18 protein-coding genes are annotated in these 14,692 nt (G+C 55.1%); all 18 read left to right on the plus strand.

What is annotated here, in order from left to right; genetic code table 11:
* The first annotated feature begins 6 nt into the window (after window positions 1-6).
* The 18 genes from WC515_00280 to WC515_00365 all read left to right on the plus strand — a co-directional run bounded on the left by WC515_00280 (window position 7) and on the right by WC515_00365 (window position 14,690).
* Complete coding sequence (locus WC515_00280) at window positions 7-405, plus strand: NYN domain-containing protein (protein ID MFA5145807.1); 399 nt, start codon at window positions 7-9, stop codon at window positions 403-405.
* Window positions 406-476: 71 nt separating this feature from the next.
* On the plus strand, window positions 477-647 hold the full coding sequence (rpsU, locus tag WC515_00285; GenBank protein ID MFA5145808.1) for a 30S ribosomal protein S21: 171 nt from the start codon (window positions 477-479) through the stop codon (window positions 645-647).
* A gap of 68 nt (window positions 648-715) precedes the next feature.
* Window positions 716-3,277, plus strand: coding sequence for a pitrilysin family protein (locus tag WC515_00290; GenBank protein MFA5145809.1), 2,562 nt, complete (start codon window positions 716-718; stop codon window positions 3,275-3,277).
* Window positions 3,274-4,191, plus strand: coding sequence for a TIM barrel protein (locus tag WC515_00295; protein MFA5145810.1), 918 nt, complete (start codon window positions 3,274-3,276; stop codon window positions 4,189-4,191). The genes WC515_00290 and WC515_00295 overlap by 4 nt, the downstream gene beginning before the upstream one ends.
* Window positions 4,192-5,013, plus strand: coding sequence for an AmmeMemoRadiSam system protein B (gene amrB / locus WC515_00300; protein ID MFA5145811.1), 822 nt, complete (start codon window positions 4,192-4,194; stop codon window positions 5,011-5,013). It begins immediately after the preceding gene.
* A 24-nt stretch (window positions 5,014-5,037) separates the two neighbouring features.
* On the plus strand, window positions 5,038-5,823 hold the full coding sequence (locus WC515_00305; protein ID MFA5145812.1) for a patatin-like phospholipase family protein: 786 nt from the start codon (window positions 5,038-5,040) through the stop codon (window positions 5,821-5,823).
* A 43-nt stretch (window positions 5,824-5,866) separates the two neighbouring features.
* Window positions 5,867-6,208 (plus strand): DUF1844 domain-containing protein, encoded by a 342-nt coding sequence (locus WC515_00310; GenBank protein ID MFA5145813.1) that lies wholly within the window; start codon window positions 5,867-5,869, stop codon window positions 6,206-6,208.
* Window positions 6,209-6,220: 12 nt separating this feature from the next.
* The gene (locus tag WC515_00315; protein MFA5145814.1) at window positions 6,221-7,153 is read left to right on the plus strand and encodes a DNA recombination protein RmuC; all 933 of its coding nucleotides are present in this window, start codon (window positions 6,221-6,223) and stop codon (window positions 7,151-7,153) included.
* A gap of 396 nt (window positions 7,154-7,549) precedes the next feature.
* Window positions 7,550-8,518 carry a lysylphosphatidylglycerol synthase transmembrane domain-containing protein gene (locus WC515_00320; GenBank protein ID MFA5145815.1) on the plus strand — a complete coding sequence of 323 codons (969 nt, stop codon included), beginning with the start codon at window positions 7,550-7,552 and terminating at the stop codon, window positions 8,516-8,518.
* Window positions 8,515-8,709: a Trm112 family protein gene (locus tag WC515_00325; GenBank protein ID MFA5145816.1), complete on the plus strand. Its 195-nt coding sequence runs from the start codon at window positions 8,515-8,517 to the stop codon at window positions 8,707-8,709. Before WC515_00320 ends, WC515_00325 begins: the two co-directional genes overlap by 4 nt.
* A complete protein-coding gene (aroQ, locus tag WC515_00330; GenBank protein ID MFA5145817.1) occupies window positions 8,706-9,149 on the plus strand; it encodes a type II 3-dehydroquinate dehydratase in 444 nt (147 codons plus the stop codon). The genes WC515_00325 and aroQ overlap by 4 nt, the downstream gene beginning before the upstream one ends.
* Window positions 9,146-10,192, plus strand: coding sequence for a Xaa-Pro peptidase family protein (locus WC515_00335; GenBank protein MFA5145818.1), 1,047 nt, complete (start codon window positions 9,146-9,148; stop codon window positions 10,190-10,192). The genes aroQ and WC515_00335 overlap by 4 nt, the downstream gene beginning before the upstream one ends.
* Window positions 10,193-10,210: 18 nt before the next feature.
* Complete coding sequence (gene accB, locus WC515_00340; protein MFA5145819.1) at window positions 10,211-10,651, plus strand: acetyl-CoA carboxylase biotin carboxyl carrier protein; 441 nt, start codon at window positions 10,211-10,213, stop codon at window positions 10,649-10,651.
* A gap of 10 nt (window positions 10,652-10,661) precedes the next feature.
* A complete protein-coding gene (accC, locus tag WC515_00345; GenBank protein MFA5145820.1) occupies window positions 10,662-12,011 on the plus strand; it encodes an acetyl-CoA carboxylase biotin carboxylase subunit in 1,350 nt (449 codons plus the stop codon).
* Between the two features lie 3 nt (window positions 12,012-12,014).
* The gene (locus WC515_00350; protein ID MFA5145821.1) at window positions 12,015-12,413 is read left to right on the plus strand and encodes an Asp23/Gls24 family envelope stress response protein; all 399 of its coding nucleotides are present in this window, start codon (window positions 12,015-12,017) and stop codon (window positions 12,411-12,413) included.
* 24 nt (window positions 12,414-12,437) lie between these two features.
* Complete coding sequence (gene amaP / locus WC515_00355) at window positions 12,438-13,043, plus strand: alkaline shock response membrane anchor protein AmaP (protein MFA5145822.1); 606 nt, start codon at window positions 12,438-12,440, stop codon at window positions 13,041-13,043.
* Window positions 13,044-13,076: 33 nt separating this feature from the next.
* Window positions 13,077-14,111, plus strand: coding sequence for an ATP-dependent 6-phosphofructokinase (locus tag WC515_00360; protein ID MFA5145823.1), 1,035 nt, complete (start codon window positions 13,077-13,079; stop codon window positions 14,109-14,111).
* Window positions 14,112-14,120: 9 nt separating this feature from the next.
* Entirely contained in the window at window positions 14,121-14,690 is a 570-nt protein-coding gene (locus WC515_00365) for a D-sedoheptulose 7-phosphate isomerase (protein MFA5145824.1), read from the plus strand.
* The last annotated feature ends 2 nt before the right edge of the window (window positions 14,691-14,692 follow it).

A 14,692-nucleotide genomic window follows, 5' to 3' on the forward strand; every position in this document is an offset into this window, starting at 1 on the left:
CGAGATATGCCCATACTCATCGATGGCTGGAACCTGATACGGGACGATAAATCCGACATATCCGACGACGATTGCGACTCGATCGAGTCGGCAACGCACCTCATCATGTACCTCGCAGGTTTCCAGAAGAGACACAGGGACCCCATAACCGTCGTCTTTGACAGCTCGCGCGGATTTTTGGATATAGAACATACCAATACCGATACGCTATCTCTCGTTGCCGTAAAAGATGCGGACCGTTACATAAGATCGTACATAGAGAAGACACCGGAGAGGCAGAGGCCGGGTATGCGCGTAGTTTCGTCAGACAAGGCGATATACTATTATGTGCGGTCCCTCAATGCTGCCGCCGTCACGAGCGGGGAGTTCTGGGACAAACTCCGGAGTAGCAGACATAGGGCGTGATCCGTAGTCCTTGACAAAATGGCAGGGCGCTGTTACAATAAAGAAAATATGATATAGAAAGGGTGATAATAATGTCGAAAGTGAGCGTTGGCGAGCATGAACCTCTGGAGAGGGCTCTCAGGCGCTTCAAGAAGAAGATCGAGCGGGAGGGTATCTTAAAGGCCCTCAAAGCGCGAAAGCACTATGAAAAGCCCAGTGAGCGTAAGCGCCGAAAAAGAAAGATGACGTCATCAAAGTGGTAATAAAACGGCCGGCGTCTTTCTTATCAGGCTGGTTTATCCTATTTTCATCGGTCGTATGCCTCTCTTCTATGGCCGCCGGTGATGCGCCGCATGCGAAAATAGAGCTTCCTCAGGAGACCGTTTTCAGGAAAATTCTTGAAAACGGTCTCGTCATTTTAGCCAAAGAGGCGCCGCCATCCGACCTTATGGCGATCGATATAACGATACGGGCCGGGTCGGCCACGGAAGGCGAATACCTCGGATCAGGCATATCCCACCTTACCGAACACATGGTCTTCAAGGGGACCTCCTCAAAGGGGCAGGGTACCATAGAGCGTGAGATGAAGTCTTACGGCGGGTTCCTTAACGGCTCGGTTTCGCACGATATAACCGATTTTCATGTCACCGTCCCGATCGAGCATTTCGACCGGACCCTTGCGCTTTTGAAAGAGATGCTCTTGAATGCCGTCTTTGACAATACGGAGCTCGAGAAGGAAAAGTCGGTCATATCGAAAGAGATAAAGATGAACGAGGATGAGCCGCAGAGTGCGCTCGCGAAGGCGCTTTACAGGACGGCATACCTGCGCCATCCTTACCGTTTCCCGGTCATCGGCTATGAAGATAAGCTCGCGCGCCTCGACAGGGAGGACCTCATGCGTTATTACCAGCGTATGTATGTGCCCAACAGGATGGTCATAGCCGTCGCGGGCGGCGGCGCGGAAAAGGCAGCGGAGACGATAGAGAGGGAATTTAAAAATTTTCGCGCGCCGTATTACGGCGAACCCGTTGTGGCCGCAGAACCTCCGCAGATAGCGAAGCGGTTGCTTGACGCAAGGCGGCCGATGAACCTTTCGTACCTGGCCATGGGGTTCCATTCAACGGGAGTGCTCGATAGAGATATCTTTGCCATGGATGTGCTTGCGATCATGCTAGGGATAGGCGACTCTTCGCGGCTGAACGATACGCTGGTCAAGGAAAAGCAGCTCGCCTACTATGTGGGCGCCTGGAATTATGTATCGGAAGATCCCGGCCTCATGGTGGTCACGGCCATACTCGACGATAAGAAGATCGCCCCGGCCGAGTCGGAGATCCTTGCCGAGATACAGAAGGTCCGTGACGGCCTGCCGGACACAAAAGAGCTTGAGAGGGCAAAGCGTATCGTGCTGAGCGACTTCATATTCTCCCGGCAGACGCTGGAAGAGCAGGCCTCCGACATGAGCAAGAACGAGATATTGACAGGCGACTACGATTTCTCAAGGCGCTACGTTGCCGGCATCCAGTCCGTTACGGGAGAAGACGTCCGGAGGGTTGCCGGGAAGTATCTTAGAGAGGAGAATCTTACGACCATAAGGCTCCTTCCTGTCGCCCCCGGCCTCCTGAAGCCCGGATCTGCGCAGGCGGCCGGACGGGTTACGGGCAGGACGTCAAAGCATACGCTTCCGAACGGCCTCCGTCTCCTTCTCAGAGAGGACCCCAAGACGCCGACCGTTTCCGTAACGATAGCTTTTCTCGGAGGGTTGGCGGCCGAGACGGAGAAGACGAACGGCATATCCTCCATTACATCGGCGCTATTATTAAAAGGCACCCCCTCCAGGAAAGAGGCAGAGATAAAGGGGGCCATCGAGCGCCTGGGAGGAAATATAGATTCATTCAGCGGGATGGATAGTTTCGGGCTGACCCTGGAAGTGCTCAAAGGGGACCTCGATACGGCGCTCGATATCGTGAAGGATGCGCTCATCAACTCGGATTTCCCGGAAGAGGAGATAGCGAAGATGAAGCTCTTGACCCTGGCTTCCATAAAAGACGAGGACGGCGACATATTCGAACAGGGTGTACTGAGATCCAGGAAAGTACTTTTCGGTCCCCATCCTTATGGCATGAGATATAAAGGCGAAGAGACGACCGTCATGTCCCTGACAAGGGACGACATCGCCGGTTTCCGCCGGAAGTATTGCGTGCCCGCCAATATGGTCATTTCGGTATCCGGCGACATCGAGGAGAAGGCCGTTCTCGAAAGATTAAGATCCCTTTTCGGCGTCATGGACGGAGCGGCCGGGCCCGATATGCCGGGGCACACTGTAAAGCCGGCCTCCGCAAAGACCGTGACATACGCCATGCCCCGGGAAGAGAGCCTCGTCGTCATGGCATTCAATACGGTCGGTATAAAGGATAAAGATATCTACGCCTTCGAGGTGCTGGGTTCGATCGTCTCCGGCCACTCCGGACGGCTTTTCGAAGAGCTTCGCGACAAGAGATCGCTGGCGTACACCCTGGGATGCCTTCAAAGGCACGGGGCGCTTGCCGGCTACCTCCTGCTCTATGTAGCTACGGTAAAGGATAAGATAGCCGAGACGGAGAAGGCGCTTGCGCAGGAGTTGAAGACCCTGCGCGAAAAGGCGGTCAGCGACGAAGATCTCCTCTTTGCAAAACGTGAATTGATAGCATCCCGCAAGGGCCTCATGCAGACCAACGGCTTCCTTTCGCTTGAGTGCGCCCTGAACGAGCTATACGGCAACGGGTTCGAAGAAGTATATAATTACGAAAAGGGCATAGGGCTGGTCACCAAAGAGGATATAAAAAATGCCGCCGCGAGATATATGACCCCGGACGCCTGCGTCGAAGTGGTCATCGCGCCGGACGGGGTAAAATGATCTTCAGCCTCTCCACTTCATGGAATTCATTCCGCCACACCAGCGGCATAGACCTGATAAATGAGATAAGGTCGATCGGGTTCGACACGGTCGAGCTGAACTTCGCCCTGACCGAAGATATGGTGGACGACGTACGGTCTCTCAGGGATGAGGGGAAGATATCCGTTTCCAGCCTGCACAATATATGTCCGCTCCCCGCCGGGATCAGGCCGGAAGAGGCCTCGCCGGACTGCTATTCGCTTGCGTCGCCCGACGAAAAGGAACGCGCCCTTGCGGTCCGTGCGGCGAAGAATACGATAGACTGGGCCGGCCGTCTCGGCGCCGGGGCCGTGGTCCTGCATACCGGAAGGGTGGAGATGAAGGATAGGACCAGGGAACTTGCTTCGGCCGCGGGTGACGCTGTCCTGGAGAAAGAGATACGGGAAGCGATGGCCGGAGAGAGAGAGGAGAAGAAGGGCGGATACCTGGGTAATGTCATAAAGAGCCTCGAAGAGTTGATCCCTTACGCAAAGGGTCCCGGGGTGCGCCTCGGCGTAGAGAACCGCTACTACTACAGAGAGATACCTCTCTTCGACGAATTCGAGACGCTCTTCAAAAGGTTCAGAGTGGGGGACCTCTTTTACTGGCACGACGTCGGCCATGCCCAGGTCTTTGAGAACCTGGGGATCTTGCGGCACGAAGATCTGCTGAAGAAGTTCTCGGGCCGCTTGCTGGGGGTCCATCTCCATGATATAATTAGCCCTATAAGCGACCACCATGCGCCCGGCCGCGGCGAGATCGATTTCAGGATGATAGCGCCGTATATAAAGAGCGGCACAATAAAGGTGATAGAGGCGCACAGGCAGGCCTCGGCGGACGATATCCGCCGGAGCGTCCATTATCTGAAAGAGATGGGTATAGGAGACGGTCGATAGATGGCTGATAGCGTGCGAGATCCCGCAGTGGCCGGGCAATTTTACGCCGGCTCCCGCAACTCGCTTCTGAAAGAAGCAGGTTCGCTGATCGAAACGGGTGCGGAGAGGGAGGGCGCGATAGGGGCGGTCCTGCCCCATGCCGGTTACGTATATTCCGGCGCCGTCGCGGGTAGCGTCCTGTCTATCATGAAGCCAAGGACCACCTACATAATAATAGGGCCCAATCACACCGGGATGGGGGAACGTTTCAGCATGGCAGGCCACCGTCGATGGAAGACGCCTCTCGGGGACGTTGAGATCGACCGGGAGCTGTCGGAGGCGATACTCAAAAAGTGCGGTCTGATAAAGAGGGACGCGCTGGCGCACCTCCGCGAACATTCTATAGAGGTACAGCTTCCGCTACTTCAGTTATCGAATAAGGGGCCTTTCAGCATAGTCCCGATAGCGGCGTCGGGGGCGGATATAGATACTTACCGGCGGATAGGGACGGCGCTTGCGGCTTCGGTAAAAGAGGCCGGGCGTTCACGCGACGTAGCCGTTATAGCATCGAGCGATATGACGCATTACGAAGAACGGGATATCGCCGAGCGGAAGGATAAAGTCGCGATCGAGGCCATCCTTGCCCTCGACGAAGAGATGCTTGTCCGGTATGTGGAAGGATCCGATATAAGCATGTGCGGTTATATACCAGTTGCGATCATGCTGAGCGCGGTTAAAGAGCTGGGCGCGCGGGCCGCGCGCCTGGTCCGATACCAGACGAGCGGAGATGTCTCCGGCGACTACACATCGGTCGTCGGCTATGCCGGCATTCTCATAAAGTGACCGGCCTGTAGGGAAGGAGCGGATATGGGATGGTTCTTCGGAAGGGGCAAAAAGGTCGTCCTGGTCCTGGGAGGCGGTTCTGCGCGGGGCATCGCCCATATAGGCGTCCTGAAGGTGCTGGAGAGGGAGAAGATAAAGGTCGAGCGCGTAATAGGGACCAGCATGGGGGCGCTGGTGGGGGCCGCATACTGCGTCGGTGTCCCCATAGAGGTCATGGAGAAGAAGGCCTACGCGTTCACCCTCGGTAAGCTCCTGGACCCCACCATGCCTAAGATGGGTCTCCTGGCCGGGGCTAAACTGGAGGCGACCATAAATGACATCATAGGAGGCAAGGGGTTCGCCGATTGCACTATACCCCTCTCGGTGGTGGCCACGGATATCGAAAATAACGAGGAGGTAGTATACACTAGCGGCGACCTGCTGAAGATAGTAAGGGCCAGCTGTTCCTGGCCCGGCATCTTCAACCCGGTGAGGATCGACGGGCGCCTTCTTGTCGACGGCGGGATAAAGAACAGCGTCCCTACGAAGATAGCCAAGGCGCACAAGTTCGATTATATGATAGCCGTCGACGTGGGCTTCTGTGTAAAGATAGGCGCGATAGACAGCATATTCCAGATGATGCTTCAATCTTTCCAGATAATGGGACACGAGCTTAACGCATATCAGGCGAATGAAGCCGATGTCGTGATAAACGTCGACCTCGGCAATCTCGACCAGGCGGCGTTCGGCAGGGCCCGCGAGGCCGTTGAGAAAGGGATGCGGGCGGCCGAAGAGAAGGTAGGGACGATCAAACGCGACCTCTGGTTGTAACGGGCGGCCTGGATCGGATAAGGCAAGAAAGGAGTACGGTGTAATGGACGCGGATGCGATGAAGAAGAAGGTGGACGAATCATGGAAAGAGGCCGTCGATAAGGAGCGGAGCGCCTCTCAGGCCGCAGGACACGAAGAGGTGGAGGCGACGTTCGGCCTCTTCATCTCCAGTATTATGATGCAATGCCTGATAGCCCTCGGCGAGATAGAGAACCCCCTGACGAAGAAGAAAGACGAGAATATGCAGCAGGCGCGTTTTCTCATAGACACTCTGGGCATGATAAAGGAAAAGACGGCCAATAATCTCACGAAGGACGAGGCAGAGACACTCGAGGCGATGCTCTATGAGCTTCGGATGCGTTTCGTTAACAAGACGTCTTCATAAAAGGCAATTATAATGCTCACCATATATGCCGTCACGGTCCTCATATTAGGCGCGCTCGCGCTGGCCGTCTTCTATCTCATAGTCCGCACGCGCGACATCGGTGAAAATATAGCGAAGCTTAACGAGAAGCTCTTCCTGTCGGACGACATGCGCAAGCAGGCATCCGAGACGATAGCAAACCTCAACGAGAAGATGGGGAGCCTGAACCAGAAGGCCTCGCAGATACGGGATGTCATGACGGAAGTTACGAACCTGCGCAATCTCTTCATAATGCCGAAACGGGCGGGGGGAGCGGGTGAGCGGCTCCTCGAAAAGGCGCTCCGCGACGTCCTGCCGTCCGAGATGGTGCTGGCGCAGTACAGCCTGAGCCCGGGGCCCGTGGATTTCGTCGTTAAATTCCGCGATTACCTCGTCCCCATAGATTCTAAACTTTCGCTCGAGAACTTCAACCGTATGCTCGCGGCGACCGAAGAGCCGGCCAAAAAGACGTTCTGGAAGGCGTTCACGGGCGACGTTAAGCGGCGCATAGACGAGACGGCCAGGTATATACTGCCCGGCGAGAAGACCACCGACTTCGCCCTGATGTATATAGCGTCGGAGAGCGTCTACTATGAGGCCTTCGTCAAGGACACCAATTTCGGCGAGAACAATGTAGTCCTGGATTACGCCCTTAAGAAGAAGGTTTACCCGGTCTCGCCGCAGACGATCTACCCGTACCTGATGACGATACTCCAGGGTATGAAGGCGCTCAGGATAGAGGAGAATGCAAAGGAGATACTTGGCAAGGTGGGCGGGCTGCGCAACGATTTCGAGCGGTTCAAGGTCATATACGCCATCATCATCGACCACCTGAATAACGCCCGCAAGAAGCACGACAACGAAGCCCAGGGCGCCCTCACGAAGGTCGACCACCACATCTCCAGCCTCGAACAGAAGTCCAGATAACCCATTCCGCTTCATAAAATTTTTCGTCTTCTATCCGGTCCCCTCTCCGGTGGGGTATCTCCCGGGAACGTCACATTTTCCCCTGCGAGGAAAATGTGACTCCGGAAAATCGCTCGCTCCCCGCCTCCGCATTCAACATATCACTAGACCGGGTGCTTCGGCGGGTCCATGCCCGCTCGCGATTTTCACCCAGAATTTGTCATGGCAAATTCTGGATATTCGTCTGATGATACGATATCCAAATTTTGCCCTGTCAAAATTTGGATTCAGGTCCCGGTCGATACCCCACCATCGGGGGCCCCTTCGATGAGAGACGAAAAATTTTACCCAGTTCCATTCACCAGAGACGAAATTCTACTTTACTTAAAGACGCCTTTATGATAAATTAAAATCCTTATGAAGAAGGGGATTTTACTGACATTTGTGCGCGTTTTCGTATCCCTCGCCCTTATCATATTATTACTATATATTATGAGGGATAAGTACGCGGATATAGCCGCGCGCCTCAGGCGCACGGACCTTTCGCTATTCGCTCTCGCGATAGGCATATTCCTGGTGGCCGTCGTCACAGGGGCGTTCCGGCTGAAGCTTATAATAGAGGCCCAGGACCTTAGAGTGACTTTCGGCGAAACGCTGTCGCTGGCTTTCATAGGTTATTTCTTCAACAACTTTCTCCCTACGACGATAGGCGGAGACGTGGTCAAGGGCTACTACCTTTCGAAGAAGACGAACGAAAAGATGGGCTCGTACTCCGCGATATTCGTCGACAGGGTCATAGGCCTCTTCACCATGATATTCATGGCATTCTTTGCGTTACTCTTCGCCGGGAGCCAGTTTTCCGATAACAGGGTCAGGTACCTCATCTACCTGACCACCGCCATTTCTGTCACCGGTATCATATTCATAACGAGCAAAAGCTTTGCGCGTCTCTTTTCGTTCCTGCTTGTATTCATGAAGCCTTTCGAGGACAAGATACGCAGGGCCTATGAAGTCATACACCGGTACAAGCACAGGCGCCTTTTGATGTACCAGTCGTTCTTCATCTCCATAATAAGCCAGATATTCTTCTTTTTGAGCCTGGGCATGCTCGCCCTCAGCATCGGATCGAAGATAAGGATCATGGACCTCCTCTTGCGTATGCCGGTCATAAGCGCCCTGAGCCTCCTGCCGTCTATAAACGGTCTCGGCGTCCGGGAGAGCTCTACGGTGGTCTTCTTCGGGCCGCTGATAGGCAAGGAGAATGCTTTCGCCGTAAGCATCCTGTGGCTCCTCGTGCTCTTCATAGTGAGCGTGGCGGGGGGAATAGTCTATGCCACACATCCTCAGTTCAAGATAAAATGGAAAGAAGTGGAGGCTGCGGAATGAACAGGACGATCGATAAAGAACTCCTGAAGATACTGGCATGCCCTGTATGTAAATCCGGCGTGGTCCCGGAAGATGACCGTATCGCCTGCCGCAAGTGCGGGCGGATATATCGTATCGATAACGGTATACCCGTGATGCTGGCGGATGAGGCGACCCTTCGGGGCGGACAAAAAGGAGGAGACCTTTCATGAGAAAGATACTCGTGATACACGGCCCTAACCTTAACCTTCTCGGCAAGCGGGAGGTCGATGTATACGGCGAAGTTACGATAGACGAGATCAACGGGGACCTTATGAAGCTGGCGAAAGCCGGAAAGATTAAGTTGGAGATCGTTCAGTCGAACCATGAGGGCGAGATCGTGGAGCTGATAGGCACAGCCGGCGGAAAGTACGACGGCATACTCATAAATCCGGCGGCATACACGCATACGAGTGTAGCTATACGCGACGCGGTGAGCGCCGTGAATATACCGACCGTAGAAGTTCACCTTTCGAATATCTACGCGCGCGAAGAGTTCCGTCACACCTCGCTCATTGCCCCTGTGGCAAAGGGACAGGTATCGGGCTTCGGCAAGATGAGCTATATCCTGGGGCTCAAGGCGCTGGAAGCGCTCCTGGGGCGGGAAAAGTGAACTACAGGAAACGGATGCTCCGGCTCGGTGACGTCATGAAGAGGGCCCGTCTCGACGCCTTTCTTGTGACTGACGAGACGAACGTAAGTTATCTCACGGGGTTTCTCGGGCACGATTCTATGCTGCTCGTGACCGGGGGCTCCCGGTGCTTCATAACGGATTCAAGATACGCCGAGGAGGCAGAAGAGACCGTCAGCGGGTGCAAGGTCACGGTAGTGGAGCGCTCGACATACGAGACGATCGGTGAGATCGTCTCGCGGGAGCGCCTGAAGAAGGTCGGCTTCGAATCGTCGGACCTTCCCTATGCGGTAGCCAGGCGGCTGGCCTCTTCAATAAAGGGCGCGCATCTCGTGCCGTTAAAGGACGCGGTGGAGGATATCCGCTCTGTGAAGGACGCGGAGGAGATAGGCCTTATAAGACGGGCGGTCGCGGTGACGAAAGAGGTCATAGGGGAGGCCGTCAGGACGCTCAGGACGGGCATCTCCGAAGAGGCGGTGGCGGAAAAGGTCGAGATGGAATTCATAAAGCGGGGCGCCAGGTGCGCATTCGAACCGATAGTCGCATTCGGCCGTAATTCGTCAAAGCCGCACGCGCGCGCAACGGGCAAGGCGATAGGGAGGAACGGTCCGGTGATGGTAGACATCGGCTGTAAAAAAGACGGTTACTGCGCCGACATGACGAGGATGGTCTCCCTCGGCAGGGTAAAGGACCGGTTCAGGAGGATGCTCGATACGGTGAAACGCGCCCAGGAGAGGGCAATAGAGAAGATATCTCCCGGCACAAGGATAGCGGATGTCGATATGGCGGCTAGAGATTATATAAGAGGGGAAGGGTTCGGCGCCCATTTCGGCCATGCCCTGGGTCACGGCGTGGGGTTGGGAGTCCACGAGAAACCGTCGGTTTCACCGTTGAATTGCGAGATGCTGAAACCCGGCATGGTCTTTACGGTCGAACCGGCCGTATATATACCGGGGTTCGGCGGAGTCAGAATAGAAGATATGGTCCTGGTCACCGAAAAAGGGTCCGAGGTCCTGACGCAATAGAAGACACGGAGGAAGATAATGTATATAAAAGAGATCAAGGATATGATAAACCTTATGAACGAGAACGGCCTGACCGAGCTCGAGATAGAGAAGGAGGGGGTCAGGATACGGCTCAAGAAGGGTACAGCCGGCTATGAAAAGATCGTGGAGTCCGTGCCGCAGCATCCGCCGGCGCCTCTTCCGCAGGCGAAACCGGCAGAGAAGACCGAGAGCAGGAATACCGTTGATGTAAAGGCGCCCATGGTCGGCACCTTCTACCGCGCCCCGTCGCCCGAAGCGCCGCCTTACGTGAACATCGGCGATACCGTAGAACAGGGCCAGGTCATCTGCATAATCGAGGCGATGAAGCTCATGAACGAGATAAAGTCGGACGTCAAGGGCAAGCTGGTGGATATACAGGTCGAGAACGGCGAACCTGTGGAATTCGGCCAGGTACTTTTTGTAGTAGAACCTCTATAAGGATATACGCATGTTCTCAAAGATACTTATAGCGAACAGGGGGGAAGTGGCCCTCAGGATAATAAGGGCCTGCAAGGAGATGGGCATACGGACGGTGGCCGTCTACTCGGAACCGGACATCAAGTCGCTCCATGTCAAGTTCGCGGATGAGGCCATCTGTATAGGGAGCGCGGCAAGCGCCAACAGCTACCTGCACATACCGAGCATAATAAGCGCGGCCGAGATAACCGATGTCGAGGCGATCCATCCCGGCTACGGTTTTCTTGCCGAAGACGCGCATTTTGCGGAGATATGCGAGTCGTGCAAGATAAAATTCATAGGCCCGACGCCCCAGAACATACGTCTCATGGGAGACAAGATGACCGCGAAGGAGACGGTGAGGAAGGCTGGCCTGCCGGTGATCCCGGGGAGCCGCAGCGTGGTGAAGACGAAAGAAGAGGCGCTTAAGATAGCCAAGGAGATGCGCTATCCCGTGATAATAAAGGCGGCCGCGGGCGGGGGCGGCAAGGGCATGAGGGTCTGCCATAACGACGTGCGCCTGATCAGCGCCTTCCTGACGGCCCAGCGCGAGGCGGAGGCCGCTTTCGGCAACGCCGACGTTTATATAGAGAAGTACGTGGAGAGCCCGAGGCACATCGAGTTCCAGATACTAGGCGACCAGCACGGGCACATCATCCATCTCGGCGAACGGGATTGCACAATCCAGCGGCGGCACCAGAAGCTGATCGAAGAGACGCCGTCTCCCGTAATGGATTCCAAGCTCAGAAAGAAGATGAGCGAATGCGCCGTCAAGGGGGCCAAGTCGATAGGGTATGTGAACGCGGGGACGATCGAATTCCTCCTCGATAAAGATAATTCTTTCTATTTCATGGAGATGAATACCCGCATCCAGGTGGAGCACCCGGTGACCGAGGCGGTCACCGGCATAGACCTTGTGAAAGAGCAGTTGCGCATCTCAAGCGGAGAGAAGCTGCGTTACAAACAGGATGATATAGAGTTCCGCGGGAGCGCCATAGAGTGCCGGATAATGGCGGAGGACCCGGACAACGATTTCATGCCGTCGCCGGGGAAGATCGCCACGCTCAACATACCCGGAGGAAGGGGCATACGCGTGGACACTCACATATATACCGGCTACGAGATATCGCCTTATTACGATTCGATGATAGGCAAACTGATAGCCCACGGAAAGGACCGGTTCGAGGCGATAAAGATCTGCGAGCGCGCCCTGGACGAGTTCATCATAGAGCCGATAAAGACGACGATACCTTTCCACAAGAAGGTGATGAATAACCCCGCGTTCCTGCGCGGAAAATTTTCGACCGATTTCATAGAACGGCTTTTCGAAAAGAAGGAGTAGAGAATGGCACAGGATATATCTCAGAGGGACAGGACCACCGACCTGGGGGTCGTGCGTATCAATAACGACGTCCTGGCATCGATCGCCTCCATCGCCGCTACCGAGGTGAGGGGCGTCTACAGGATGGGCGGCGGGATAACGAGGACCATCTGCGACCTCTTCTTCAAGAAGACGTATACAAAAGGGGTGCGTGTCCACGTCAAAGAGAGCGAAGTGAGCCTTACCGTATCCATAATAGTTGAATACGGGGTCGACATCCCGCGTGTAGCCGACGAAGTGCAGGAGAAGGTGAAGGTCGTGGTCGAAAAGATGGCCGGGCTCGTCCTCTCCGAGGTCGATGTCATAGTGGAGGGTGTCCACGCCAAGGCGCCTGCAAAAGAGGCGGAAACTAAAAAATTCTGATGTCGAAAATTTCAGGAGGTTACCATGAGATTCATTAGCGGATTGACGCTCTTCTTCTATACGCTCGTCTTCTTCCTGCTGGGAGGCGTATTGATCTCGGTGTCGCTCAGGGTCATACCGGAAGACGCCGTCTCCGTGGCCCTGTCAACGGTATATGCGACTACCAACATACGGCTGGCGCTAGGCATAACCGGGCTGGCGCTGATATTCATCAGTTTGCTGGTGGTGCAGATAACCATGGGCAAGATCAAGCGGGAAAAGACGATAGCGTTCGAGAACCCGGACGGACAGGTGACGATATCGCTGACCGCTATAGAGGATTTCATAAAGAGGGCCATAAAACAGCTGCCGGAGGTCAAGGAGCTTAAGCCGAACGTGCGCGCGAGCAAAAAAGGTATATCCATAATAAACAGGGTGATACTCTTTTCCGACATAAATATACCGGAAACCACGGAAAAGATCCAGCATATCGTCAAGACGCGGGTACAGGATATGCTGGGCGTGGAAGAGCCTATCACGATACGCGTGCACGTGGTGAAGATAGTACATAAAGAGGACTCGAAGAAGGAAGCGCGAAAGGGCGAATTGTCGTCTCCTTTCAGGGGCAATATAGAGTACGGCGGCAGTTAACTGCCGAAATAAAAAAACAGGAGGTCATAGGCAATGGAGAGGATAGGTGTATTGACGGGCGGCGGCGACTGCCCAGGTTTAAACGCGGTCATAAGGGCCGTCGTCAGGAAGGCGACCCAGAATAATATAAAAGTTATCGGTATCAAGAACGGCTGGAAAGGCCTGATCTCAAATGATACCGTGGGGCTGGACATGGCCTCGGTATCGGGGATCCTGCCCAAGGGCGGGACCGTCCTGGGCACATCCCGGACCAACCCGTACAAGAATCCCGGCGATGTAGATAAGGCCATATCCGTCTATAAGAAACTTTCGCTCGACGCGCTGATCGCGATCGGCGGCGAGGACACCCTGGGCGTGGCCAACAAACTGATAAAGGAGAATAAAGGGCTCAATATAGTGGGCGTCCCGAAGACGATCGACAATGACCTCTCGGGCACGGACTACACCTTCGGGTTCGATACCGCGATCAATATAGCGACTGAAGCGATGGACCGGCTGCATACGACCGCCGAAAGCCATCACAGGATAATGGTGGTGGAGGTTATGGGCCGCCACGCGGGCTGGATAGCCATATATTCGGGCCTCGCCTCCGGCGCGGATGTCATACTCATCCCCGAGGTGCCCATAGACCTCGACGAGGTATGCGACATCCTCAAAAAACGCCACGCCAGGGGCAAGGGCTTCTCGATCATAGCGGTGGCGGAAGGCGCGAACTTCAAGACAGGCCAGGTCGTGACCAAAGAGGACAGGCTGGATGCCTTCGGTCATGTACGCCTGGGCGGCATAGGCGAGACACTGGCCGAAGAGGTGGAGAAGCGCACCAAATTTGAAACGCGCGTGACGGTCCTGGGCCACATACAGCGGGGCGGGACACCGAGCGCCTCCGACAGGGTGCTCGCCACACGGTTCGGCGTAAAAGCGATGGAGCTGGTGCTTGATAAGAAGTTCGGTTTCATGGCCAGCCTGTCTGGGAATGAGGTCACCGAGGTGCCGATAGAGAAAGCGGTCGGCACCCTCAAGACCGTAGACATGAAATTTTATGAGCTTGCCAAAACATTCTTCGGATGACAGGCATATATGAAAGACGAAATAAGACGTCTCATACAAGATAGTATAAAGGTCAAGGAGACCGTCGCCCGCGACGAGGCCGGGAATATAGAAAAGGCGGCACAGGCTATAGTCGCGGCCGTGAGGTCGGGCGGCAAGCTGCTCGTCTTCGGTAACGGCGGCAGCGCGGCCGATAGCCAGCACATAGCGGCGGAATTCGTGGGGAGGTTCAAGAAGGAGAGGAAGGCCATCGCCGCCATCGCGCTGACGACCAACACATCCGCTATGAGCGCCATCGCCAACGACTACGGTTACGACACCGTTTTCTCCAGGCAGGTGGAGGCGCTGGGCAGGCGCGGCGATGTCGCGCTCGGCATTTCGACGAGCGGGCGGTCGAAGAACGTCGTCGATGCCATAAATAAGGCCAAGGCGCTGGGGCTGGTCACGATCTCTCTCATTGGCGCAGGCGGAGGGATATTGGCAAAAGAGAGCGATATATCGATAACGGTAGATTCCACCGATACCCCGCGGATACAGGAATCCCATATCATGATAGGCCACATAATATGCGAGCTGGCCGAAAAGGAGCTCTGTAAGTAATC

This window comes from Candidatus Omnitrophota bacterium (genome assembly GCA_041650805.1).
In the GTDB taxonomy this organism is placed as follows: domain Bacteria; phylum Omnitrophota; class Gorgyraeia; order 2-01-FULL-45-10; family 2-01-FULL-45-10; genus JBAZKM01.

Bases quoted from the DNA above. Each gene is read 5' to 3' on its own strand.
- WC515_00365 (MFA5145824.1), top strand. From the start codon at position 14,121: ATGAAAGACGAAATAAGACGTCTCATACAAGATAGTATAAAGGTCAAG.
- WC515_00325 (MFA5145816.1), top strand. From the start codon at position 8,515: ATGAACAGGACGATCGATAAAGAACTCCTGAAGATACTGGCATGCCCT.
- aroQ (MFA5145817.1), top strand. From the start codon at position 8,706: ATGAGAAAGATACTCGTGATACACGGCCCTAACCTTAACCTTCTCGGC.
- WC515_00280 (MFA5145807.1), top strand. From the start codon at position 7: ATGCCCATACTCATCGATGGCTGGAACCTGATACGGGACGATAAATCC.
- accB (MFA5145819.1), top strand. From the start codon at position 10,211: ATGTATATAAAAGAGATCAAGGATATGATAAACCTTATGAACGAGAAC.
- WC515_00295 (MFA5145810.1), top strand. From the start codon at position 3,274: ATGATCTTCAGCCTCTCCACTTCATGGAATTCATTCCGCCACACCAGC.
- WC515_00360 (MFA5145823.1), top strand. From the start codon at position 13,077: ATGGAGAGGATAGGTGTATTGACGGGCGGCGGCGACTGCCCAGGTTTA.
- amaP (MFA5145822.1), top strand. From the start codon at position 12,438: ATGAGATTCATTAGCGGATTGACGCTCTTCTTCTATACGCTCGTCTTC.
- WC515_00320 (MFA5145815.1), top strand. From the start codon at position 7,550: ATGAAGAAGGGGATTTTACTGACATTTGTGCGCGTTTTCGTATCCCTC.
- WC515_00350 (MFA5145821.1), top strand. From the start codon at position 12,015: ATGGCACAGGATATATCTCAGAGGGACAGGACCACCGACCTGGGGGTC.
- accC (MFA5145820.1), top strand. From the start codon at position 10,662: ATGTTCTCAAAGATACTTATAGCGAACAGGGGGGAAGTGGCCCTCAGG.
- WC515_00290 (MFA5145809.1), top strand. From the start codon at position 716: ATGGCCGCCGGTGATGCGCCGCATGCGAAAATAGAGCTTCCTCAGGAG.
- rpsU (MFA5145808.1), top strand. From the start codon at position 477: ATGTCGAAAGTGAGCGTTGGCGAGCATGAACCTCTGGAGAGGGCTCTC.
- WC515_00315 (MFA5145814.1), top strand. From the start codon at position 6,221: ATGCTCACCATATATGCCGTCACGGTCCTCATATTAGGCGCGCTCGCG.
- amrB (MFA5145811.1), top strand. From the start codon at position 4,192: ATGGCTGATAGCGTGCGAGATCCCGCAGTGGCCGGGCAATTTTACGCC.
- WC515_00305 (MFA5145812.1), top strand. From the start codon at position 5,038: ATGGGATGGTTCTTCGGAAGGGGCAAAAAGGTCGTCCTGGTCCTGGGA.
- WC515_00310 (MFA5145813.1), top strand. From the start codon at position 5,867: ATGGACGCGGATGCGATGAAGAAGAAGGTGGACGAATCATGGAAAGAG.